Source organism: Amycolatopsis taiwanensis DSM 45107, assembly GCF_000519205.1.
GTDB lineage: Bacteria > Actinomycetota > Actinomycetes > Mycobacteriales > Pseudonocardiaceae > Amycolatopsis_E > Amycolatopsis_E taiwanensis.
This window is the reverse complement of record NZ_KI912599.1, coordinates 206,636-227,882: the sequence shown is the minus strand read 5'-3', so window position 1 is coordinate 227,882 and position 21,247 is coordinate 206,636. Positions and strand designations below refer to the sequence as shown.

23 protein-coding genes are annotated in these 21,247 nt (G+C 67.7%); 7 read left to right on the top strand and 16 right to left on the bottom strand.

Going from position 1 to position 21,247, the window contains the following annotated elements; genetic code table 11:
* The coding region (locus tag A3CU_RS54185; RefSeq protein WP_211246380.1) for an HNH endonuclease signature motif containing protein at nt 1–399 on the top strand (399 nt) is incomplete at its 5' end.
* 10 nt (nt 400–409) lie between these two features.
* Here A3CU_RS54185 and A3CU_RS0138640 read toward each other — a convergent pair.
* The 5 genes from A3CU_RS0138640 to A3CU_RS0138620 all read right to left on the bottom strand — a co-directional run bounded on the left by A3CU_RS0138640 (nt 410) and on the right by A3CU_RS0138620 (nt 7,022).
* The gene (locus A3CU_RS0138640; RefSeq protein ID WP_245617519.1) at nt 410–1,567 is read right to left on the bottom strand and encodes an MFS transporter; all 1,158 of its coding nucleotides are present in this window, start codon (nt 1,565–1,567) and stop codon (nt 410–412) included.
* A 387-nt stretch (nt 1,568–1,954) separates the two neighbouring features.
* Complete coding sequence (locus A3CU_RS51935; RefSeq protein ID WP_084144169.1) at nt 1,955–3,202, bottom strand: HdeD family acid-resistance protein; 1,248 nt, start codon at nt 3,200–3,202, stop codon at nt 1,955–1,957.
* Between the two features lie 109 nt (nt 3,203–3,311).
* Nucleotides 3,312–4,646, bottom strand: a complete 1,335-nt coding sequence (locus A3CU_RS48810; RefSeq protein ID WP_052372902.1) for an amidase family protein — start codon at nt 4,644–4,646, stop codon at nt 3,312–3,314.
* Entirely contained in the window at nt 4,643–6,109 is a 1,467-nt protein-coding gene (locus A3CU_RS0138625) for an MFS transporter (protein ID WP_027946744.1), read from the bottom strand. The genes A3CU_RS48810 and A3CU_RS0138625 overlap by 4 nt, the downstream gene beginning before the upstream one ends.
* Before the next feature lie 223 nt (nt 6,110–6,332).
* Complete coding sequence (locus tag A3CU_RS0138620) at nt 6,333–7,022, bottom strand: helix-turn-helix transcriptional regulator (protein ID WP_027946743.1); 690 nt, start codon at nt 7,020–7,022, stop codon at nt 6,333–6,335.
* Nucleotides 7,023–7,292: 270 nt separating this feature from the next.
* Between A3CU_RS0138620 and A3CU_RS0138615 the strand changes: the two genes are divergently transcribed.
* Together A3CU_RS0138615 and A3CU_RS0138610 are read left to right on the top strand one after the other, a co-directional pair.
* Nucleotides 7,293–7,793: a DinB family protein gene (locus A3CU_RS0138615; RefSeq protein WP_245617518.1), complete on the top strand. Its 501-nt coding sequence runs from the start codon at nt 7,293–7,295 to the stop codon at nt 7,791–7,793.
* A 519-nt stretch (nt 7,794–8,312) separates the two neighbouring features.
* Nucleotides 8,313–8,645: a YciI family protein gene (locus A3CU_RS0138610; RefSeq protein WP_027946741.1), complete on the top strand. Its 333-nt coding sequence runs from the start codon at nt 8,313–8,315 to the stop codon at nt 8,643–8,645.
* A 260-nt stretch (nt 8,646–8,905) separates the two neighbouring features.
* Here A3CU_RS0138610 and A3CU_RS0138605 read toward each other — a convergent pair whose 3' ends face one another.
* The 10 genes from A3CU_RS0138605 to A3CU_RS0138560 form a co-directional block, all read right to left on the bottom strand.
* Nucleotides 8,906–10,186, bottom strand: coding sequence for a DUF6461 domain-containing protein (locus tag A3CU_RS0138605; protein WP_027946740.1), 1,281 nt, complete (start codon nt 10,184–10,186; stop codon nt 8,906–8,908).
* 85 nt (nt 10,187–10,271) lie between these two features.
* The gene (locus A3CU_RS0138600) at nt 10,272–11,513 is read right to left on the bottom strand and encodes a cytochrome P450 family protein (RefSeq protein ID WP_027946739.1); all 1,242 of its coding nucleotides are present in this window, start codon (nt 11,511–11,513) and stop codon (nt 10,272–10,274) included.
* Nucleotides 11,510–12,775 carry a cytochrome P450 family protein gene (locus A3CU_RS0138595; protein WP_027946738.1) on the bottom strand — a complete coding sequence of 422 codons (1,266 nt, stop codon included), beginning with the start codon at nt 12,773–12,775 and terminating at the stop codon, nt 11,510–11,512. The genes A3CU_RS0138600 and A3CU_RS0138595 overlap by 4 nt, the downstream gene beginning before the upstream one ends.
* Complete coding sequence (locus A3CU_RS0138590) at nt 12,775–13,392, bottom strand: GTP-binding protein (protein ID WP_027946737.1); 618 nt, start codon at nt 13,390–13,392, stop codon at nt 12,775–12,777. Before A3CU_RS0138590 ends, A3CU_RS0138595 begins: the two co-directional genes overlap by 1 nt.
* Nucleotides 13,373–13,729 carry a DUF742 domain-containing protein gene (locus tag A3CU_RS0138585; protein ID WP_084144177.1) on the bottom strand — a complete coding sequence of 119 codons (357 nt, stop codon included), beginning with the start codon at nt 13,727–13,729 and terminating at the stop codon, nt 13,373–13,375. Before A3CU_RS0138585 ends, A3CU_RS0138590 begins: the two co-directional genes overlap by 20 nt.
* Before the next feature lie 2 nt (nt 13,730–13,731).
* Nucleotides 13,732–14,127: a roadblock/LC7 domain-containing protein gene (locus A3CU_RS0138580; RefSeq protein WP_027946735.1), complete on the bottom strand. Its 396-nt coding sequence runs from the start codon at nt 14,125–14,127 to the stop codon at nt 13,732–13,734.
* Nucleotides 14,124–15,539, bottom strand: a complete 1,416-nt coding sequence (locus A3CU_RS0138575) for an ATP-binding protein (protein WP_052372900.1) — start codon at nt 15,537–15,539, stop codon at nt 14,124–14,126. Before A3CU_RS0138575 ends, A3CU_RS0138580 begins: the two co-directional genes overlap by 4 nt.
* A gap of 386 nt (nt 15,540–15,925) precedes the next feature.
* Entirely contained in the window at nt 15,926–16,780 is an 855-nt protein-coding gene (locus A3CU_RS0138570; RefSeq protein ID WP_245617517.1) for an MBL fold metallo-hydrolase, read from the bottom strand.
* Nucleotides 16,781–16,919: 139 nt separating this feature from the next.
* Nucleotides 16,920–17,414, bottom strand: coding sequence for a YwiC-like family protein (locus A3CU_RS48805; RefSeq protein ID WP_245617516.1), 495 nt, complete (start codon nt 17,412–17,414; stop codon nt 16,920–16,922).
* Between the two features lie 185 nt (nt 17,415–17,599).
* A complete protein-coding gene (locus tag A3CU_RS0138560; RefSeq protein WP_027946732.1) occupies nt 17,600–18,124 on the bottom strand; it encodes a 2'-5' RNA ligase family protein in 525 nt (174 codons plus the stop codon).
* Nucleotides 18,125–18,415: 291 nt separating this feature from the next.
* Between A3CU_RS0138560 and A3CU_RS48800 the strand changes: the two genes are divergently transcribed.
* The 3 genes from A3CU_RS48800 to A3CU_RS50360 all read left to right on the top strand — a co-directional run bounded on the left by A3CU_RS48800 (nt 18,416) and on the right by A3CU_RS50360 (nt 20,360).
* Complete coding sequence (locus A3CU_RS48800; RefSeq protein WP_052372899.1) at nt 18,416–19,225, top strand: ABC transporter permease; 810 nt, start codon at nt 18,416–18,418, stop codon at nt 19,223–19,225.
* Between the two features lie 17 nt (nt 19,226–19,242).
* The gene (locus A3CU_RS50365; protein ID WP_342668960.1) at nt 19,243–19,584 is read left to right on the top strand and encodes a MerR family DNA-binding protein; all 342 of its coding nucleotides are present in this window, start codon (nt 19,243–19,245) and stop codon (nt 19,582–19,584) included.
* A 161-nt stretch (nt 19,585–19,745) separates the two neighbouring features.
* Entirely contained in the window at nt 19,746–20,360 is a 615-nt protein-coding gene (locus tag A3CU_RS50360) for a hypothetical protein (protein WP_027946731.1), read from the top strand.
* Between the two features lie 24 nt (nt 20,361–20,384).
* Here A3CU_RS50360 and A3CU_RS48785 read toward each other — a convergent pair whose 3' ends face one another.
* Nucleotides 20,385–20,906 (bottom strand): hypothetical protein, encoded by a 522-nt coding sequence (locus A3CU_RS48785; RefSeq protein ID WP_156960772.1) that lies wholly within the window; start codon nt 20,904–20,906, stop codon nt 20,385–20,387.
* Between the two features lie 22 nt (nt 20,907–20,928).
* Between A3CU_RS48785 and A3CU_RS53190 the strand changes: the two genes are divergently transcribed.
* Nucleotides 20,929–21,213 carry a hypothetical protein gene (locus A3CU_RS53190; RefSeq protein WP_156960771.1) on the top strand — a complete coding sequence of 95 codons (285 nt, stop codon included), beginning with the start codon at nt 20,929–20,931 and terminating at the stop codon, nt 21,211–21,213.
* Nucleotides 21,214–21,247 lie beyond the last annotated feature (34 nt).

Genomic DNA, 21,247 nt, shown 5'->3' with positions numbered 1-21,247 from the left:
CTCCGGCGCCTGGCATGTGAATCGAAGGTGGTGCCCGCGATCTTCGGCAACCAAGCCGCACCCCTGTATGTAGGGGATGCTTCCCGGTTCGCCACCCCGGCTCAGCGTCGCTACCTGACCGCCCGAGACGGCGGATGTACGTTTCCGGGCTGCACTCGTGGTCCCAAGTGGACAACCCCGCATCACGTGGTGGCTTGGTCAGTGGACAAGCGCACCGATGCTGACAACCTCGTGCTCCTGTGTGCTCGCCATCACCGAATGATCCACCACACGCAGTGGGAAGTACGGATGAACGGGCATCTACCCGAATTCATCCCACCACCCTGGATCGACCAGGAGCGAAGACCCATGCGCAACCTCGCGCACACCACCCCACCCAGATACCAACAAGCCGCATGACACCACAGGGTCAGCACCCGGACAGCGACGAAGTCTCGCGTTCGGTGCGAGCAAAGGCCGCAGAAGACATGGTGCGCCACACGATGACGGTGCCGATGGCCTGTATGACTGCGGCGACAACCCATACCCCGCGCAGGTTCCAGTGTTCGGCCAGCAGGCCCCCGGTGAGAGCTCCCAAGGGGGTCAGCCCCCATGCCAGCGCCTTGTGACTGGTCAGGACCCGGCCCAGCAACGTGGCGGGGGTGAACCGCTGCCGGGTGGATTGGGAGCACACGTTCCAGACCAGTGTGGCTGCTGATTGAGTTACGAGGATCGCACCCACCACGACGGGCCACGGAGGAGCGATCGCGATGAGAAGCGTCGTCACCGCCGCCATGCCCTGCGAGATCCGCATCGCCCACGAGTATCCGACGCCGGCGACCAGACGTTGGACGATGAATGACGAGGCGATCCAGCCCACCGCCAGGCAGGCCAGCAGTCCGCCATAGCCGACGCTGCCGAAATGCAGTTCTTCGGTCGAATAGAGCACCAGCATGGTCATGGTGGCGCTGCTGGAGAACGAGCCCAACGCGACCGTGATGGTGATGGAGCGCAGGAGTGGCGCGGCGACCAGATACCGCAGTCCTTCGGCGATCTCTTTGAAGGGATGACTCCGTACAGAGGGGACGCCGGCCGAGGTCCGGATGCCACGGCTGGCGACGAAGGCCACAATCGTCATGGCGCAGGCAAGCCATCCTGAAACGCCCAGCGAGACGGCGAGCAAGATTCCGGCCGCGGGCGGGACGATGAACTGGACCAGGCCACGGTCGATGACCTGCAGCCTGGCATTGGCCGCCGGCAAGTCACTGATCGGGACAATCTGGGGCAGCAGCGCCCCCGATGCGCCTTCGCCGAGTACCTGCGACGACGTCACAACGAACGCGACGATCATCAGCAACGGCAGGCTAATGCTGTGAACGGTACCGGCGAAGGCCAGCGCGACAGCGGCGCAACACTGTGTCCCGTAAGCGACCATCAGCACCGTCGTCCGCCGCACCCGATCAACGAGCACTCCGGCGAACAACGACAGCAGCAGCCAGGGCGCTTGCCCGACCATGTTCACCAGCGACACAGAGCTCGGATCCGTCGTTACCGAGACCGCCAGCAGCGGCAGCGTCGCCAGTAGCAAGCCTTCGCTGGTCGACCCCGCTACCGCGACAATTTGAAGGCGCGTCCATCCGTTCCCCGCGATAGCTCGCCGTCTTGACGTTCGTGGGAGTTCATCGGAAGTGGCGAGCTCGCCAGTCGAAGATCGTTGTGACGTCACGGCGGGAGTGTAGATCGCCGAGACTCGACTGGTGCCCGCGAACGAATTGCACGTTTCCCCTCCGCCCAACCGGCGCCCGTGGACATGTCACCTTGCTCGTCCACAAATTGGACAAGCCAGTGGGCGTGCGTTGCATCGTCGGCGTGAACAGTACCGACGGGGTGTTCCGAGTCCACCGGCTGCGGCCCGGGGGACGTTGTTCTGGATCCACCGAGCGTATGCCGCACACTGAATGCGGCTTGGTCAGCACTAACGCTGCGCCGGTATGCTGACGCTTTGCCGTCGCCGTTGGCGCTGGATGCCCTCCATAACCAGGAACGCGCCGTAGAGGATCAGCTGGATGCCGAATACGAGGGTCAGCACGAGCACGCTGGGCCCTGGGTAAACGAGGACCAGGATCCCGGCCGCGGCGCTCACCACACCTCCGGCGATCATCCAGCCACGGGCGGGCGTATCCCCGCGGATGGCGTGCACGATGTGCAGCAATCCGGCGACCGTCCAGTACAGACCCAACAGCAAGGCCAGCCCGGCGATGGCCTGCGCTGGACGGCTTACCACCAGCAGGCCGATGAGGATGCCCAGCACCCCGGTCATGGCGGCCAGGACGCCAATACCCGTGCCCGGTGTGGAAAACCCGGACACGAGCCAGAACACGCCCGCGACCAGCAGTTCGATGCCCAACACGATGGCCAGCACGAGCAGAGCCGGCCCCGGCCAGACCAGCACGATCACACCGGCGGCAAGGGTCAGGAACCCGAAGGCGATCGTCCACCAGGGTGAGGTCCAGCCCCACCCCGCCAGCCACCGCGGGGCCCCAGCGGGTGGAGGCTCACGTAGCGCGCCACGTATCTGGCTTGCGGTCGGCACCGGCCAGGACGTACTGAGCCGGTCGCCGAATCGCCGATCGACTTGCCGGGCCGCTTCATCCGCGGTATCCCTCAGTTCGGCCATGGCCTGCTCCACGTCGGCGCGAGCCTGGCTTGTCGTATCCGAGCGGACCGCGCGGAACTGATGCAACTGGCCGGCCGCGGCCGTCCACCGCTGCTGCACGGGCCGTGTCAACGTCTCCGCTTGGTCCCGGGTGTCGGTGCCGCGCACGGCCTTGGCCTGCAGCAGACCGATCCAGTCGTTCCACGCGTCCAGCTCCAGTTGCACGGCGGCGTCGAAACTGCGCGCATCGGTGGCCAGTTCGGAGTCCATCGCGGCGTCGGCAATGGACAGCTCCACGTCCAGCTCATCCAAGTCCCAGGCCAACGCAGCAGTGTAGGCGTCCCAGGCCGCCTGGTCGGCCTGTGCCTGCTGACGCAGATGTTCCTGTGCCTGCGACTGCCGCTCCCGAAGCCGGTCCAGCCGCAGTTGCGCCTTCGCCCGCGTTTCTGCCCGGCTTGCCGCGACCCGCTGTGCGATCTGGTCGATCTCCCGGCCGACCCGGCCAAGCCGGTCCTCCATCGAGCGCTGCGCGGGCTTGCTCGTCGTTCGCCCCGGCGTCGAGTTCATGATGACGACCTCTCAACCACGCATTCCGTATGGCATTGATGTGCCACTGTCGGGCGCGCCGTGGAATCCGCGCTAGGGCACAAAGTCCTCGGACACCGGACGTGGCCAATCAGCGGCGTACTGTCGTAGCGCCAAGCGTTGGGCTAGATGTCGCCGGTCCGGCAGAGGAAAGTCCCGCGGCGATCCGTGACGCAAGATCCAGTACGCGCCGATCCGCGAATCTCGCGCCCTGAACGGTCAACCCAACCGGTAGCGCAACTTCGGGAACCGGCAGTGGGAGGGTGACCATGGGGGCGCCGAGCATCGCGCCCGGCGTCGTGTTCCGGACGTAGAGCTCGAAGACGTCGACGCGCCGGCCCAGATGCTCGACGAACCCGTCGCCGGTCACGGGCGGCGCCGGGGCGGGCGTGGTGGGAAACACGATGGCTTCCAGTGCGTGCTCGTGGAGCAGCGCCGCGTAGCGCTCCCGGGCCTGAGCGGTCCGGTCCTGGGCGGTCGCGTACTCGTCCGGCGACACCGGCGACGAGGCCTCCGCCGCCAGGATCTGCTTCACGTCATGGCTACGCACGCCCGCGGCCAACCGGGCAAACGCCCGCTCCGGCTCGACGCCCAGCGCCCGTGCCGCGGCATCACCCAGCAGCCGGCGCGCCTCCCACACCGCGATCGGCATCGCCGCCAGGTGGCTCAGCTCCCAAACCTCCCCCAGCCGCACCGGAACAAGATCCAGGGTCTGCGCGAGCACGTCCAGGGCCGGTTCGATCGCCTCCCGCGTGCTCGGGTGGAGCTCGCCGAGCATTTCGGCAGGCACCCCGACCCGCGGGCGCCGAACACCGGTCTGGCCATCGCGCTCCCCCGGCTCGCCGACGAGCGCCGCGTCGATCTCGGCGAGCCGGTCCACCGATCGCGCGAACACCCCCGTGGTGTCCCGTGTCCAGGACAAGCCCACCGTCCCCGCCGTCGGCCACCTGCCGGTGCTCGGGCGGAATCCCGCCACGCCGCAGAGGCCGGCCGGGATCGAGACCGATCCCCCGGTGTCCGTGCCCAGCGCCACCGGAACGTGGCCTCGCGCGACCACGGCGGCGCTGCCGCCCGACGAGCCCCCGGCCGAACGGTGCGGGTGACCGGGCAGGCGGACCGCGCCATAAGCAGCGTTCGCGGAGGTAATGCCGAACGCGAGTTCGTGCATGTTGGTCATGCCCACGACCACCGCGCCGGTGCGACGGAGCGCCGCCACGATCGGCGCATCGGCCGCCTCGGCCACGGTGTCCAGGAGTTCACAGCCCGCCGATCGGCGCAGGCCCCGGACGCCGATGTTCGCCTTCACCGCGATCGGATAGGGCTTTCCGCCCGCCAGCGGCAATTGGGCCGCGATCTCCTCCGCGGTAGCCGTCTGCGTCCAATCGCCGGGCGCCGGCCGTTCGAGCGCAGTGATGTTGTCCGTCATCGCGCGAGGTCCTCCAGGTTCTTCGCCTTGGTGTTCGGGGCAAGCAGGTTGACGAATGCTCCGGCGACGAGGAAGAAGACCAGCCCCAGCATGGTCCCCGGTAGCGGCAGGCGGCCAAGGACGCTCACCAGCAGGAAGACGCCGAACCCGCCGCCGATGTGGCCGATGCTGTCGGCGATGGCGTAGGCGGTGGTGCGAAACCGGGTGGGGAACACCTCGGCCGTGAGCGCGTACTGCGCCGGCATCCAGAGGTTCTGGCCGAAGAAGAGCACGATCGCGCCGAGGAACATGACCAGCGGCGAGCCGCCTCCGAAGGCGACCACCAGGGCACCTGCCACGGTGATGACGGCACCGATCATCATCCACCACTTGCGCTCGATGCGATCCACCACACCTTTGGCGACAAACGCGGCGATGATGAAGCCCACCAGCCCGACGGCGGACACCATACCGGCCTCGCTCGCGCTGAATCCCTGCCTGACCAGCACTGACGTGAACGCTCCGGTGAACGCGTAAATCGTGACGTAACCCAGCATCCACACCAGGCCGAGAATGGCGAGGCGCCGGAGATAGAACGGGGAACTGAACAACTCGCGCAGCGCGGCCGAGGTGCTTCCGGAGCGATCGAGCACTTCCTCCCGGCGGTGATCCGCAGCCTGGCTGTGATCCGCGGCCCGCAGCGGGGCGGACCGGGTGGCGATCTTCTCCATCTCGGCAACCACCTGCCGCGCCTCGTCGAGGCGGCCACGCTCGACGAGCCAGCGCGGCGATTCGGGAAGCGAAATCCGCAGACACAGCGACACGATCGCGAGCACCGCCCCAATCCCGTAGATCCAGCGCCATCCGCTGGTGAACGAGTCGGACGCGAGCGCGAACGGGAGCGCGGACGGCCACGGGCCCATGGGCGTGGTGAGCAACAGGCCGAGCCAGATGCCCAGTGCCGAGCCGAAGGCGGCCATGATGAACAGCAGGCTGGTGGATCGCCCGCGCTCTCTGCGGGGCGAGACCTCACTGACGAACACGTTGATGATCGCAAGGTCCGCGCCGACACCGATGCCGGTGATCAGGCGGGAAAGCACGAAGTGCAGTTCGCTGGGCGACAGCATGGAATACAGCGAGCCGAGTCCCGTGACCATCATCGAGGCCATCAGCATGCTGTGCCGCCCGAAACGGTCGGAGAGGGCGCCGAGCACCAGAGCGCCGACGCCGTAGCCGACCAGGCTCATGAACACGGGCAGCCCGATGAACCCGTCGGCGTTCGTCGGCTCACACCGCTCCATGATCTGGACGCACGTCTGCACGAACGAGACGTTGATGTTGAAGATGTCGAACTGGACGAACAGCATGCCCAGCCCGATGGTGAGCACAGATGTCCTGTTCAGGCCCCAGCGCGGGAAGCGGTCGACGCGGCCGAGGACGTCGGCGCGGGTAAGCGCGGCGACGCTGTCGGGTGGAGACGGCATTCGGGACTCCTTTGGCGGCGAATGATCGGTCCAGAAGGAGTCTCGAAGCGCCGCGCGGAGCCCACCATCGTCATTTCTGATGACGGTGGACGCTATTCAGAACGCGAGATGAGCACCCGCGGCAACCCACCACAGCACTGCACGTGGGCGGGGAGGCAGGCCGCCACCGCGGTCAACCGGCGGCCGACACGGAATGCCACGGCCTGGCTACCCGCACACGTTCTCAATAACGCTGCCGGAGGTAGTGGGCGGCCAGGGCGGCGCGGTTGGGCGCCCCGGTCTTGGCGAAGGCATGCCTGAGGTGGGTCCGGAGCGTCGGGAGGGAGATGTCGAGCGCCGAGATGATCTCCTTGTCGCTCTGCCCGGCGGCGACGAGTTCGGCGATCTGGGTTTCGCGCGGGGTCAGCGGGCCGCGCTCTGCCGGGTTCTCGCGCGGCCAGAGGCGGACGATCAAGTCTCCGAAGGACTGGAGGACGCGGGCGTCTTCCGCGGTGAACGACGCGCTGCCGCGCCCTCGCCACAGACGCAGATCGACGGATCCGGGCGCGGCCGCGGCGGGAAAGTAGTTCATGCCGTGGTACATGTCGCTTCGGTGGAGGAAGTCGTGGACGAACTCCTCCGAGGCGCGGCCGGCCGGGGTCACCGTCGACGTCCGGCGGCGCGCGAAGAGCTTGGGGGTGAGGTCGTCGACGTGCCGAAAGCGCCGGTCGTAGGCGCGCAGCATGTCGTCGCTGAGGTTGATCTGGATCGGATCGGCGTAGGGCCCGGACGAGTCGCAGACGTAAGAGACAAAGATGTCCGCCCCGAGCATGCGGCACAGGACGCCGCCGAGCCGCAGACGCTTTTCCTTCGCCGGCGCGTCCGAGAGGGCGATGTCGATCGCCTCGCACGTCAGTGCGCGTGTCTGAGCCATACTGCCTCGCTTCGGTGCGGGAAAGCGAGCCTGAAGATAGCAAAGCGCCGCCGGTTCCGGCTCCTGTTGCGACGGTGCACACGAACTCACGACCCGTTACGGCGCAGGCCGGGAACACCTGTCCCCTGCCCCGCGGTCCCCGCCGATAATCCGTTGTCAACCGGCAGCCGGGGCGCCGATGATGGGGCAATGGCCACGACCCGGCGAGCGGATATGTTCACCGCGGACGGTAAGCCGTCCGACGACGACCCGCGTGAGAACGGACCAAGGTTGGGAGACGAGCGCACGACGCTGGTCGAATCGCTGCGCTGTCAACGCCTCACCTTGCAAATGAAGTGCTCCGGTCTCGACGCGGAGGCCATGGCGCGGCGTGCCGTCGAGCCCTCGACGATGTCGCTGCTCGGCCTGGTGCGCCATCTGGCCGAGGGCGAGCGTGCGACGTTCCGGACGATGATGGCCGGACAGGACGTGCCCCGGCTGTTCTGCTCCGACACCGACCCCGACGGCGATTTCGATGGTGCCGTACCCGACCCCCAGGTGGTCGCCCAGGCCTGGGAGGCATGGCGTGCGGAGGTCGATTTCGCCGAGAAATTCGTGGCCGACGCCCCCAATCTCGACATCACCGGCGACGATCCCTTCAATCGGCACGGCAGCGGCGGCGGGCCCATGTCGTTGCGCGAAGCGTTGATCGGAACAATCGAGGAGTACGCCCGCCACATGGGTCACGCCGACCTCTTACGCGAGCGGATCGACGGACGTCTGGGCCAGTGACTTCTTGCCGCGAGGATTTGCCCCGCGTCACAGTCCGCGTATGCTGTGTTACGCGGGAGTCGAGTATTCCTTCGCGGCGGTATCGTCAACACGGTGGCCTTTGTGGGGCCACCCGGTGCCGTCGGTCAGTCGGATCGCTGGCGGAAGAGAGCCCCCGGTCAGTGGCGTATGCCCTTGGACCGGAGGCCTTCCATCGTGTCGGATCTTCTTGTTTCAGCCGCCGCAGTGGCTCTCGTGCTGCGGTCAGTGATGGTCGGGCTGACAGTTGTGGCTGCCATCTACTCGCGTGACGCCAAGCGCCGCAATGCGGCCCTCGAAGCTTTGCGAATACTGCGTCCGAGTGGCACACCACGGAAGGGCCGGGCTCGAAGCCTGCAATCGCCGGACAAGTGAAGGACGGCCTGTTCTTCAGGTGTTGTAGGGAGCGATGCGGCGTGGCGCGGACATCGCGCCGATGAGTTCGAGGTGCGATGAAGGTCAGTATCGGCGAGCAGTCCGGCAGCCTGAGGAGGACCCGCCATGCCGAAATTTGTGACCATCGGGTACGGCGACCAAGAAGGTTACGACCGCACCGACGCGGCGGTGCGCGATCAGGCGCACGCGCATGACGCTCGTTTGCGTGCGGCGGGAGTCGACATGGGGATCGCCGACTCGCCGGTACAGGTACGAAATCACGGCGGTGCCGGCACGACCGTGCAGCGCGGGTCGTTCATGTCATCGGCTCTCCCGGTCGCCGGGTTCGCGATCATCGAGGCGGAAACGCTGGAGGAGGCCATCCAACTCGCGTCGGGGACACCATGCGCAGTCGCACACGGCGTCGTCGAGGTCTGGCCCTTGCGGACAGCTCCGTAGGAGCGCTGATCGCTCAGCACCGCTCGGCCAAACCGGGCAAGTGATTATCGTCGTAACCGGAAATCTCGGATGATCCCCGGCGGTGAAGCTGCCAGGATTGGCCGCATGCTGAACCCACCGCAGATCCGTCGCCGGCTGGGCGAGAGTGCCGCGGCGGCCTTCCGCGGCGACAGACCGGCCCTGGAGGACACCGCGTCCTGGCTTACCTCGGTGACTGCACGCGAGTTGCTGCGGATCGACTACTTCGCCCGCCAGTTCCGCTACGAAGGGCCGGCACTGGAAAAGCCGGAGAAGTGGACACGAAAGGTCCTGGCGAGTCCGCAGCCCGTCGTCGCGGCGCTGGCCAGCATGCACCCTGACGGACACGTGCGTGAGCGCGCCGTCAGGTCACTGACCGCATCCCACGAGCCGGTGAGCGATCGCGCGCTGGCAGTCCGGGTTTCGGACCACGTCGGGGTGATCCGCGAGACGGCAGCGCGAGAGGTGCTGCGGCGGCTGACGTTGGATCGCGCCGACCAGATAACGCCGCTGTTGCAGCTGTGCCGCAGCAGCGTGTCGATCTCGCGGCGTAATGCGGGCCACTCGCCGGGCAGCGCGTGGGTGGCCGACTGGATCGCGTCCAGCGGGTCACCCTCCTCCGGCGGGGTGGTCGCCATGAACAGTCCGTGGCGAGCGGACGACCCCTTGCCGTTGACATCGTCCGTGGCACGACAACGGAAAACGCGGGTGCGTATTTCGTCGTCGAGTGGTTCGCCCCGTTGTACCGCGGTCACGGTCGCGGCGACTGCCTCGGGGTCATGCCAGGTGAACCGCTCGGCCATCGCTTGCAGGACCAGCAGCACGGCGGTGTGCCGAACCGAGGCGGGCGCGCTACGCAGGCGCGCGTCGAGGTCGGGGTCCACCTTGCCCAGCGCGCTGCTGGGACGTGGATCGTCCGGGATGTCACCGATCACGATGCCGACACTGTCCACATTGAAACTCTCGACCCAGTCCAGCTCAAGACGAACTCCGGTACGACGCTCGACCAGCGCCATGGCCATCGGCTCGAAGCCCGGCCGGTCGGTCTCGCCGGCGTCGTACTGGCGGCGCACCGCACGCAACTCCGCGAGGTCTTCATCGTCGAACAGGTCGGGCTGCGCACCCCAGCGTCGATCCGGGTCGTTCTTGTCCATACAGACCAACAACTTGCCGTGCACCGCGTAGCTGACACTGCCGTTGCCGTTGATCGTCCACTCGACGGTGTGCACCCGGCTGTCCTCGCTCAGCCAACGCAGTACCTCGGGACGGGCGCCCTCGAAGCCGTTCGGCTGATACATCACCACAGCCTCGCCGACCTGCCGCAGGTAGGCGACTTTCTCGAACGGCGGAGAATTCAACGTAGCGACAACCGCGCGCCTCGCCCGTAACCGGGATATCACCGTGTCTTCGGTGACGGCCTGGCCACCCGGCTGAATCACTGTCCAGCTCATGCCCTCGCGATAGCACGGTCGCATCCCCAAGAACGTGCGGTAGTACGCGGTCACGTCGTCCAGCATGGCCATTCAAGATACCTCTGCTGTCAACGTTCTTCTCGTTCCGCACTGAGCAAGCGACCGCTCGGTGACGTGGCGGGGCGTGCTTCGCGGCTCAGTTGGCAGGCCGGTCGAGTCGCACCGGCAGGGCGGCCGCGGAGTTGGAGAAGAACGATGGCACCGGGACGAGTTCGGCAGGGCTCACGGCCAAGCTCAGCTCGGGGTAGCGGTCGAACAGGGCCGGCAACGCGACCTGAGCCTCCAGACGCGCGAGGTGCGCGCCCAGACAGACGTGTGGACCACCGCCGAAAGCCAGGTGCCGGCTCGGCGGCCGGGTGATGTCGAATTCATCCGCGGTGGGTCCGTATTGGGACGGGTCGCGATTCACTCCGCTGTACGGAGCCAGAATCGCGTCGCCCTTGGGAATCGTCACATCGGCGATCGTGATGTCCTCGAGGGGGTACCGGAACGGGAAGTTGCCGATCGGGGCGTCCCACCGCAGCGTTTCCTCCACCACGGCCGACCAGACCTTCTCATCGCCGGACCGGGCCATGGAAAGCTGGTCGGGATGGGTCAGCAGCGCCCGGACGCCGTTGACGATCAGACCGAGCGTGGTCTCGTGCCCGGCGGTGAGCAACAGCCAGATCGTGTCGATCAGCTCTTCCTGGGTGAGCGCCTCGGGATCCTCCGCCCCGATCGCGATCAGGGCACTGGTCAGATCCTCACCCGGTTCGGCCCGGCGCAGATCGACCAGCCGGTTGAGGATTTCCAGCCGTTCCCGTTCGGTGGCAACGGCCTCCTCCGGCGTCGTGTTGGTACGGAAGATGCTGTCGACCAGTTCCCGCAGGCGCGGCCGCCATTCCACCGGAACACCGGTGAGTTCGCAGATCATCTGCATCGGCACCGGGTAGGCGTAGTGCAGGCGCAGGTCGACGACCCCGGCCGGGTCGGCCTGCCGGGGCAGGTCATCGAGCAGGGCGTCCACAATGGCGTTGAGTCGCGGACGGAGCTGCTCGACGCGACCCCGGGTGAAGGTGCGGGTGACCGGCTGACGCAACCGCCGGTGTGCGGCGTCGTCACTGGTCACCATGTTGGTCACCTTGATCATCCCGATCAACGGGTAGTCGTCGGTGATCGTGCCGTCCTGGATGAGCGTCCAGTTGCGCCAGTCCTTGCTCACCAACGGGTTCGTGAGGAGCTGGGCCAGCAGGGCGTGGTCGGTGACCGCCCACACCTGCACTTCCCCGGGCAGCATGACCCGGACCACCGGCCCCAACGCGCGCATGCGGGACGCTTCGCCATGGTGATCGGTCCCCATGGGGTCGAGCCGGATGAGGGGAACCTCGGTGTCGGTCATCGAAAAGCCCTCCTGACTGTTTGCTGGTCTACCGGGCCGGACGGGGTGAAACGCACGGGCAAACTGGCGGGGCAGCGGGTCCACGGGGACGGCAGGAGGACGATCTCCTCGGCGGGTATCGCCAACTCGACATCATGCAGCTGATGCAAGGCCGTGTCGACGGCTATCCGGGTGATCATCCGGCCCGCGCGCTGAGCCGGGCAGGCGTGCGGACCCGCGCTCCAGGCCAGGTGCGACCGGTTCCCGACCTCGAGCCACGAGTCGTCGGTGTGCACGCGCGGATCGTTGTTCGCCGCGGACAGGCCAAGAATCAGCGCATCCCCGCGCTTGACCGGCATCCCGCCGATCGTGCAGTCGACCAGTGCGTAGCGGGCGGGCATGTTCGACATCGGAGGGTCGAGCCACAGCACCTCGTCGAGCGCGTCATCGAGGCCGAGCCGGCCACCGCGCAGCCGGCCGGCGAAGCGGGCGTCGGCGAGCATCAGCCTCAGCGTCTGGGCGATCCAACTGGTGGTCGTCTCGTAACCGGCGGAGATCATCAGCACGATCGATTGCTGGATTTCCGCATCGTCGCGCAGGTTCGCGTGCCGCAGGAACGCGGTCGTGAGGTCGTCGCCGGGCGCCGCGCGCCGGCTCGCCATGGCGTTGGTCAGGATCCGCTCGACCATCTGCGCGGGTTCCTGGGATTCGGCCGCCGAACTGAACAACGCGATCAAGCCCTGCCGCAGCTGCTCGCCCTGATCACGGTCGATGCCGAACAGACCGGCCACGGTCAGCATCGGCACCACGGCCGCGTAGTCCGACACCAGGTCGGCGGTGCCCTGATCGCCGAACCTGCGAATCAGATCGGTGCACGTGGCACGGATGAACCTGGCCATCCGGTGCTCGTCCAAGCCCGCGAGGCTTTCGTCGATCGGCGCCCGCAGCCTGCGGTGCCGGTCGCCGTCGGAGAAATAGGCGTTGTCACGCGGGAACATCATCGGCCCCAGCCCGGAGTCCGGCGCCACGACACCCTCGGCGTAAAGCCGCCAATTGTTCGGGTCGCGGGAGAACAGCTGCTCGTTGCGCACGACCTGGCAGATTTCCTGGTGGCCGAGCACCAGCCAGGCGTGAATGCCCGGTTCGAGCTCAACGGGTGCGACGAATCCCCAACGCTCGCGCAGCGCCCCGTAAACGGCTTGCGGGTTCCTCGCCGCGGTAGTGGCCGAGATCGACACCAGGTTGGTGAGATCGGACAGTCCCGGGCGATCTGCTGTCTGCATTACGCGTAGGCCTTTGATGCTAGAGGGAATTCAAGGGCATATTCAACGAGCGAAATCAGTGCGGCAGCGGAGGATTCCTTGTCGCGGGCGTCGCAGGTGACGATCGGCGTCTCCGGCAACAGGTCCAGCGCCGTGCGCAGTTGCTCGGTGCTGTACTGCGGAGCGTCGGGGAACTCGTTGACCGCCACCGCGAAGGGCATCGACGTACGCAGCTCCAACTGGTCGACCACCTCGAAGCTGTCCTCGATGCGCCGGGTGTCAACGAGTACGAGTGCGCCCAGTGCGCCGTCGGCGAGACCCGCCCACAGGTCCCAGAACCGCCGTTGTCCGGGAGTGCCGAACAGATAGAGCACGACTTCGGAGCCGAGCGTGATCCGGCCGAAGTCCATCGCGACCGTGGTGGTGGTCTTGCTGTCGAGGCCGGCGAGTGAATCTATGCCGATGCTCGCGGTGGTCATCGGCTCCTCCGTACGCAGCGGCGCGATCTCGCTGACCGAACCGATCAACGTGGTCTTCCCGACCCCGAAGGCACCGACGACGAGGATCTTGACCGATTGCGCCACGGTGGGCGAGACGTACCGCTTTCCAGCGGGCGGGTCAGAGCTTGCGGAGGCCATCCAGCACCTTCTCCAGGAGATCTCGGTCGGGCTGCGCGTAGCGCGGCGAGGTGGAACGAATCAACAGGTGGCCGGTGTCGACCAGATCCGAGGCGATCACCACCACCAGGCTTACCGGCAGCTTCAGGTGAGCGGCGGCCTCGGCAAGGGACAGCACGCCTTGGCACATCTCCAGCAGCGCCAGGTGCGGGCGGCCGGCGGAGACCGGCGCGGGCATGCCGGGAACGGCGACGAGCAGTGTCTCGGGCCGGATGGTGTTGCGCGACGGGTGCGCGCGACCCGACGTGATGACGTATGCCCGCACCGGATGGTCCCGGTAGTCGTCTGTCCCGTCCACGGTCATCCGGTACGGGTCGGGGTGCTCAACGCCCGTTCGCCGATCACGAGCACCTGGGCCTGCATCTGCTGGGCCACCAGCGCCGGATCGATCACGTGCTCGGTGACCACGGCGAGTTGAGAGCCGTCGCCCGCGCCCCGGACGAACAGGAATCCGCCATCGAACTCGACCATCACCTGGCGGGGTGCGGCACCGGTGCCGAACTCCGCACTCATGCCCTGGCCGAGCGAGGCGAGCCCGGCACACGCGGCGGACAACCGCTCGGCAACCTCCGGTGGAGTGTGTTCCGTGCGCACCCGCAACAGCCCGTCCGAGCTCAGGACGATCACATGCCGCACGCCCCGTACCGTCCTGATCAGCTCCAGCATCCAGCTGTTGTCGGCGGCCTCAGCCGTCATCGGTGTTCCTCCTGCGTGCTGCCAGTGTTGTTGGTGCCGGCGTTGGTGGTGCCCAGGAGAGCGCCCATCCATTCACCGGCCTGCTCGGGGTTCTGCGCGGGCTGCACGGCCGCCCCCGCGCCGATCTGGTCCACCGTGGACGGACGGACCGCCTCACCGCGGCGAGAGCGTCTGCGCGGCAATGTGGACGGTCCCTGCTCGCCACCGACGGTGGCCGAGGTGCGCGCGCTGGCCGGCGTTGCCGTGGGCGGCACGGCTTCCGCAGTGGTCTCGACGTATTCGCGGTTCACCGGCCGCTTCGGCAAGGATCCCGCGGTGGTCGCCGCGGACTGGCGGGTGAGGAGCCCTCCCCCGGCCGCGACCCCGCCGGCAGGCGCGACAGGCTCGGTGAATTCGACCGGAATCAGCACGACCGCGCGTACCCCGCCGTACACGGACTCGGTGATGTCGACCCGGAAGCCGTGGCGGCGCACATAGGTACCGACCACCGCGAGCCCGGTCTGCGGGATCTCGCCGAGGTCCGCGAGCCCGACCGGGCGGCGACCGGAGGCGATCTCGCGGATCTGTTCGAGGCGGCTGTCCTGCAAGCCCACGCCGCCGTCGTCGATCTCGATGACGGCGCCGCGCTGGACGTTACGCAGCGACACCAGTACCCGGGTGGTCGGCGGGGACGACTGGGTGCCGTTGGCCAGCAACTCCGCGACCACGTGGATCAATGGTTCGACCACCCGGGCGGAAACGGCGACGCCGGGGTCGCCGGCGACCTCGACGCGCTGGTAGGCGGTGATCCGGCCGGCCGCACCGCGCACCACGTCCGCGAGCGGGAGCGCCTCGTGCCATTGCTGACCGGGCGATTCCCCGCACAGGGCCGCGAGACTCTGCGCGCCGCGGGCCTGCTGGGCGGCAGCGTGGTCGACGCGCATGCTCGTTTCCAGCACGTCACCGTTGGTCGGATGCCGCTGCGCCATCCGCGCGGCCTCCTCCTGGATGCGGTGCGCCGATGCCTGGACCTTCCGGCTCAGCGACACGATCGCGGCGTGCACGGCATCCTGGAAGGCCTGCCGCTCCTCGCGGATACGGCCCAACTGCGCCGTTGCGCGACTCAACAGCGCGGTGGACGGGTCTTCGGCGGCGAGGTCGGGCGGCGGTGGCGGCATTTTCTCGTGCAGGATCGCGGGGAGTTGCTGATCGACGATGTGCTCCAGCGCCGTCCGGTGCGCCTGCATCCGGGCGGCCAGGTGATGGCTTTCTTCGCTGAGCCGGCGCAGATCCTCGGCACGCCGCGCGTTCGCGCGCGCCGACAGAATCGCGCCACCCGTGACCGCGGCGATCGTGACGACGCCGATGACGATCCAGAGGACCAGCCATATCGAGCCACCGGCCTTGCGCAGGAAAAGCGGCGAAGTCAGCACGTATGCAGTGACAGCGCCGATGCAGATCCATGAGCCTACGTGGCGGGAACTGGCCGCCGTGGGCGGAGAAGAAGTCATGGTCACCTATGGACAGGATCGGATGTGGACAGACGCGTCAGGCACACGACAAAGGTAAATGGCGTCTGGCGGGTGAAGGTAATGACGGTGACCCGTGACCACCGTGTTCTCGCTGCAGCGATGACCGGCAGGGTAACCGCGTGAGCATCGCTCTCCTTCACTCAAGTCCACCGCGCGCGGGCGGCGAGACAAAAGCTGCTGTTGGCAGCAGAACAAAGGTTATCGAAGACGTCAAGTCCTCGGCACGCCGTCGCCGTCCGGACAATTGTTCTGCCCGTTCCCGGGGCGGCAATTTCCGCCGGAACCAATCACGTCGCCTCGTCGCTCGGGACGAACGGCCTGTTCAGATGGGCCGTCGCGAGAATTGTGTGCGTGCGGCTCGCGTTGGTCAGCAACGCACGCCGGGTTCGGCGCGCGGTCTCCTGGTCCTGCTCGTAGAGGTAGGCGACCTCCGGGTTGGCCAGTTGTACCGCGTGGACCAGAACGTCTCCGGTGATGGCGATTCGGTCGCGCCCGGCTTCGACGAGCACCGATTGATGGCCCGGCGTGTGGCCCGGGGTCGGTACCGCGGCGATCCGGCCTGCCGCTTGCCTGAACAGGCACACCCTGCCGTCCAGCACGTCCAGTTGACCGTTCTGGCGCAACGGGTCGACCACCCGGGGCAGGACGACCTGATCGTTGTTCTCCTCCAGCGCCGCGATCTCGGTCCGCTGAAGCGCGTACCGGGCGTTGGGGAACGTGGGCACGCTGTCCGGGGACACGGACCAGCCGAGGTGGTCGCCATGCAGGTGGGTGAGCACGACCAGATCCACGTCCTCGGTGCGTATCCCGATCGAGGCGAGCCGCTCCGGCAGGTGCCCCGGGACCGGTGCCCAACTGGACGCGGGACTGCCTTCCGGCCCTACCCCGGCGTCGATCAGCGCTACCCGCCCGTCCGGGCGGCGGATCGCGAAGCAACGGAAGTCCAGGCGCCATTCGCCGTCGGCGCCGAACGCCCCCGGGTCGATACGCTGTGCCTGCTCCCAGTCGTCATCAGTCGCGCCGAGCAGGACCTCGTTCCGGGGGCGGAAGAACGGCCCCGAAGCATCGACCAGCGCCACGACGTCGAGCCTGCCCACCGCCTGGGTCGCCGCGAACGCCATACCGGCTCCATCGAGGGACACGCCAGGTCTCCTTCCGCCGATGTGACGTTCGGCTCTCGCCGCTGAACTCTACGTGACCCCGGGCTTCAAGCGCCGATCACCATGCATGAGTGACCCGTTACTCCCGAAAATCGGCATGAACGGGCCACTGGTGCACGGTTTAGGCCACCTGGTAACGCGCTGCCTCGGATGCGTGAGAAGCGTCGACGTAAACGTCGTAACGCCGCGCCCGCAGGGCCATGACGCTGGAGAAGTCTCGTTGCCCGCGAGTACTCCAGTGCGCGAAGAACCCGAAAACGGCGCCCCAGAAGGCCCCGATAGCCAGGCTGATCAGCAGCACGGCCAGCCAGCCGGGGCCGACGGCGAACACCCCGAACAGCAGACCGATGAACAGACCGACCCAGGCGCCGGTCCCCGCGCCCATCAGCGCGGCCTTGCCTCGGGTCAGCCGGCCCGTGACCTGTTCCACCGTCTGGATGCCGTCGCCGACGATGCGGATGTGTTCGACCGGAAAGCCGTCGTCCGACATGCGGTCCACCAGGTGCTGGGCGCCGGTATAGCTGTCGAAGCTCGCCAGCCGGTGCTGCGCCTGAGACACGGACGTGCCGCCTGGGGACATGTCGCCTGGGACGGGAGCGAACCCGGGATCGTTCATCATTCCTCCAAAAGCCGGGCCGGCCACGCGAAGGGACGCAAGCTCGACCGGATGTCGAGTTGCAGAGCCGATACCCGCCTCTCCCCCGCCACAAACCTCCGGCTCATCGCCTCGCAGCGGCCGCCCCGCGGTTTGTCACGGAATGTCGTCGACCTACTTCGGGCCGTACGCCCGCAACCTGGAGTTCACGGCAGATTGCTCAACGGCCAGCGTTCTCCGGTGGAGCTGTTGATCAGCACGAGCCGGCGGACCCGGGCCAGGAGCGGCAAGACGTCGTAGGCGAGCGCAGCGACGGTGGACAACTCCCGCAGCGGCGCTCTCGGCACCAGTGCACAGTGCGGCAGCCACCGGCCGATGTCGTAATGCTTGTGCACGACGGCACCGGTGCTTCGGAGGGCCCGGACCACAACCTGCTGGCGCGCGACCAGGTCGGCCGGCGCCGCCGGGATCAACGAGACCCGGCCACGCCGGAAGAGGCCGAGTGCGTCGAAGTAAATCTCGAACGGGCCGTTGTCGGGAAGCGCCTCGACGGCAGCGCGTACTTTGTCGAGCTGCCACTCCAGGAGAACGACCAGTGACAGGTGGGGGTGGTGCATGCCGTGCGTGTGTGACCGCAACGTTGGCACGCCGCGCTCTTCAATCCGATCCCACAGCAGCCGCAAGGCGCGGTCAGTCCGCCCGTCGAACAGCAGACACACCGCGAGTGCCATGCGACGACGGTAGCCTCCGGCGCGGTTCGTCGCACTTCGCCTGCGCAGTGCGGCCCGATCCGTCCACTGTGGACCAGCTAAGGCGCGGCGCGCGAAGGTGCACATCGGCCGCCGTCCGTACCGGCACCAAGTCGGAACTCGACTGCCTCAACCGGGAACTCGGACGCCTGAAGCGGGGACACGGGTGCCTGAAGCGGGAACTCGGGCGCCTGAAGCGGGAACTCGGGCGCCTGAGGCGGGGACACGCGCGTCCGGGGCGGGCGGCACGGACGGGAACCGTGGGGTCGGGCCATGGTTGAGCAAGTCGTCGACCCTGCGCATCCTCCTCGGCCTCGACTTCGCCGATTCCTGAACAAAACCCTGCGCAACGTCACGGTCGCCGAACTGACCAAACTGCGAACCCTTCCCGCCGTGCCCATCACGATTACGACGACGGTCCTCGGCACGGCCGCACTGGCCGCCGTGTTCGCTGCCAGCGCGCTCCGCCAACCGGCCGTGCCGCCTCACCTCGCCGCCTCGGCCGTGCTCGACACGGGCCTTCAAGCGATCCTGTACGGGCAGATCGGCTTCATCCTGCTCGGCATTTTCGCAATGGCCAGCGAGTACGGTGGAAATCAGATCCGAACCACGCTCGTCAGCATTCCGAACCGGATATCGCTCATCGCCGGGAAAACCGTCGCATATCTGGCGGGCGCGACGCTCACCGCGCTGATTACCGTTGCTGCGCTGGTAACCAGCACGCAGACAACCTTGAGCGAGCACGGCGCGCGGGTGAGCGACTTCTTCACGGCACGGAACCTCGGCACGATGCTCGGAGCGACCGCGTACCTCGTGCTGATCGGGCTCTTCGCCAACTCCGTCGACATCCTGGTCCGCAGCCTCGTCACCACGCTCGTGATGATGCTGACGCTGGTACTCGTCCTTTCCCCGTTCCTGGCGACAATCACACCCGTGGCCGCTTACCTTCCCGACCGAGCCGGCTCACTCCTCTATCAGACCGTCCCCACCCCGAGCCCCATTCACGGCGCGGTCATCATGGGCGCGTGGGTCGCGGCGATGCTGACCGTCGCCATCACCGTCTTCACGAAGCGTGACGCATAAGGGCCTTTTAGCACCGACTGCCGACCCCGCTCCGCGACCGAGCCGGCCAGCGCTCCTACCGGAACAGCGACCTGCGCGATCTGGCGTTCATCCTGATGTGCCGCGACGGCGGACTCCGACTCGACGAGATCGCCGCCCTGATGGGACGCGCGACTAGCCCGTCACCGCACCGATGGCAGGACATCGTCGCCGACCGTCTCACTGCCATCGAGGCCGACCTCGCCCGCCTGCGGGAAGCCCACGACTACCTCAGCAACGCCCTGCGCTGCCAAGCCGAACACCCCGCTGTCGAATGCCCCTACGTCCAGCGCGAACTCGACGACCGGGTCGCCGGCATGCTCCCGCCCGACCACCCATAACCAACCGGCTCACCGGCTCTTCCTCTTGCGTCCGACTCGGACAGCCGGGACACTGATCAGCAACGGTGACGAAGCCCACCCACAATCGGGCAGGGCAGCCCAACTGGTTGTCAACCCCACAGAGTTTCTGTGTCCGCTGACGCGGGAAGGGGTGAACCGTAGTGAGTAATGACAAGCCGATCGCGTTCCCCGAAGGCATCCCGATGCTGAGCCGGGGCCATCATGTGCTGCCCGAACTGGGCGGCTGTTTCATGGAAATCGCCTCGGTGCTGGCCGGGGAACCATGGAGCGATCACCCGAACTGCACCCATCCGATGCTGGCCGAACTCGCCCGCACCGTCAACGACCTGGTCCACGACGAGTCCCGGCAGCAACTGGTGCGCTGGATCCCGGACGTGGTCGGCGCGAACCGCCGTCACCCCCTGATCACCGCGGCGATCGTCGCCGTGCTGGCCCGGCATGGCCTGGCCGCGCACCCCGACGATCCCGACTACCGCTGGGCCGCCAACCGTGCCCGTCACCGGGCGGTCGGCTGGCAGACCGGCGGCCGCTGGCGCCGTGCCTGGTTACGCGCGACGGACCTGTGGTTCCGCACCACCGATCGCGTGCGCGTACCCGTCATGGTGCCGAGGCTGCGCACCGCGGGGGACGACGTCGTGATCGCGGCGCTCACCGACGCCATCCGCGCCTACCACCTCACCGCGGACCGTCTGGCCGGCGGCGAAGACCTCCTCGGTCGCGGAGTGGACGACCTGCGGGCGGCCGCGGACAGGTGACAAGCGGGCAGTCGGTCGCCGGCGCTATGCCCGCGGTTCGCGTGGCTTGGGCTGTGCGGCCACGGCGAACCGGCCGAGCGCGACCGCGCCGAGGAAGAGGACCACCACGCCCAGCCCGGAGAAGAAACCGATCTCCTGCAGGACGCGGCCCGCCGTGGTGGCGCTCACCGGATCTCCCGCAGCCGACGGACCGCCGGTCCACAAAGTGGACAAAACCGGTCCGAGGATGAACCACGCACCCCCGACCGACGCCAGCCAGCCCGACACCATACCCGTCGTGTGAGTCCTCGCGCGGGCCAGCCCGAGCCCACCGAGGACCACGGCGATGGCCGGGATCACCTCCAGCCAGAACCGTCCCCACGTCCACGTCCAGCCCGTGTCGGGGGTGTAGGCGTAGCCGAATTTCGGCCCCACGAAGGGGACCAGCCCGCCCCAGATTCCGAGGAGCATCAGCAGCCCGCCGCTGAGCAGGCCCCGGCTGACCGGGATCCGGGCTCGACGGAAGGGTATTGCGCTGTGTGATGGGTGACCACCCGCGGTAGTCATGGCAACTCACCCCGATTCGCCGATGACTTTCTCGTCGAATCCCAGTCTGCGCTTCACCGCGGCACGCCGCATCCGCCAAATGCGCCATGCCCCGGCCCAGCCGCGTGTCCCCCATTCCCGGCACGCGCGTCCCCCATTCCCTGCACCCGAGTCCCCGGTCCAGGCACCCGAGTCCCCGGCTCAGGCACCCGAGTTCCCGGTCCAGGCACCCGAGTTCCCGCTCCAGGCACCCGAGTTCTGGCTTGGGGACGCCGGACGCCTGCGCGGCTCCGTCCTCACCGGGAGCGCTGCCGTCGCCGTCGTGTGACCGCCTGCGGTGGGGTGCCTTCCGTGGTCATGGC

Coding starts and splice junctions, on each gene's coding strand:
- A3CU_RS51935 (WP_084144169.1), bottom strand. CDS start 3,202: ATGAACTCGACGCCGGGGCGAACGACGAGCAAGCCCGCGCAGCGCTCG.
- A3CU_RS48810 (WP_052372902.1), bottom strand. CDS start 4,646: ATGACGGACAACATCACTGCGCTCGAACGGCCGGCGCCCGGCGATTGG.
- A3CU_RS0138625 (WP_027946744.1), bottom strand. CDS start 6,109: ATGCCGTCTCCACCCGACAGCGTCGCCGCGCTTACCCGCGCCGACGTC.
- A3CU_RS0138620 (WP_027946743.1), bottom strand. CDS start 7,022: ATGGCTCAGACACGCGCACTGACGTGCGAGGCGATCGACATCGCCCTC.
- A3CU_RS0138610 (WP_027946741.1), top strand. CDS start 8,313: ATGCCGAAATTTGTGACCATCGGGTACGGCGACCAAGAAGGTTACGAC.
- A3CU_RS0138605 (WP_027946740.1), bottom strand. CDS start 10,186: ATGGCCATGCTGGACGACGTGACCGCGTACTACCGCACGTTCTTGGGG.
- A3CU_RS0138600 (WP_027946739.1), bottom strand. CDS start 11,513: ATGACCGACACCGAGGTTCCCCTCATCCGGCTCGACCCCATGGGGACC.
- A3CU_RS0138595 (WP_027946738.1), bottom strand. CDS start 12,775: ATGCAGACAGCAGATCGCCCGGGACTGTCCGATCTCACCAACCTGGTG.
- A3CU_RS0138590 (WP_027946737.1), bottom strand. CDS start 13,392: ATGGCCTCCGCAAGCTCTGACCCGCCCGCTGGAAAGCGGTACGTCTCG.
- A3CU_RS0138580 (WP_027946735.1), bottom strand. CDS start 14,127: ATGACGGCTGAGGCCGCCGACAACAGCTGGATGCTGGAGCTGATCAGG.
- A3CU_RS48805 (WP_245617516.1), bottom strand. CDS start 17,414: ATGAACGATCCCGGGTTCGCTCCCGTCCCAGGCGACATGTCCCCAGGC.
- A3CU_RS0138560 (WP_027946732.1), bottom strand. CDS start 18,124: ATGGCACTCGCGGTGTGTCTGCTGTTCGACGGGCGGACTGACCGCGCC.
- A3CU_RS48800 (WP_052372899.1), top strand. CDS start 18,416: ATGGTTGAGCAAGTCGTCGACCCTGCGCATCCTCCTCGGCCTCGACTT.
- A3CU_RS48785 (WP_156960772.1), bottom strand. CDS start 20,906: ATGACTACCGCGGGTGGTCACCCATCACACAGCGCAATACCCTTCCGT.
- A3CU_RS53190 (WP_156960771.1), top strand. CDS start 20,929: ATGACTTTCTCGTCGAATCCCAGTCTGCGCTTCACCGCGGCACGCCGC.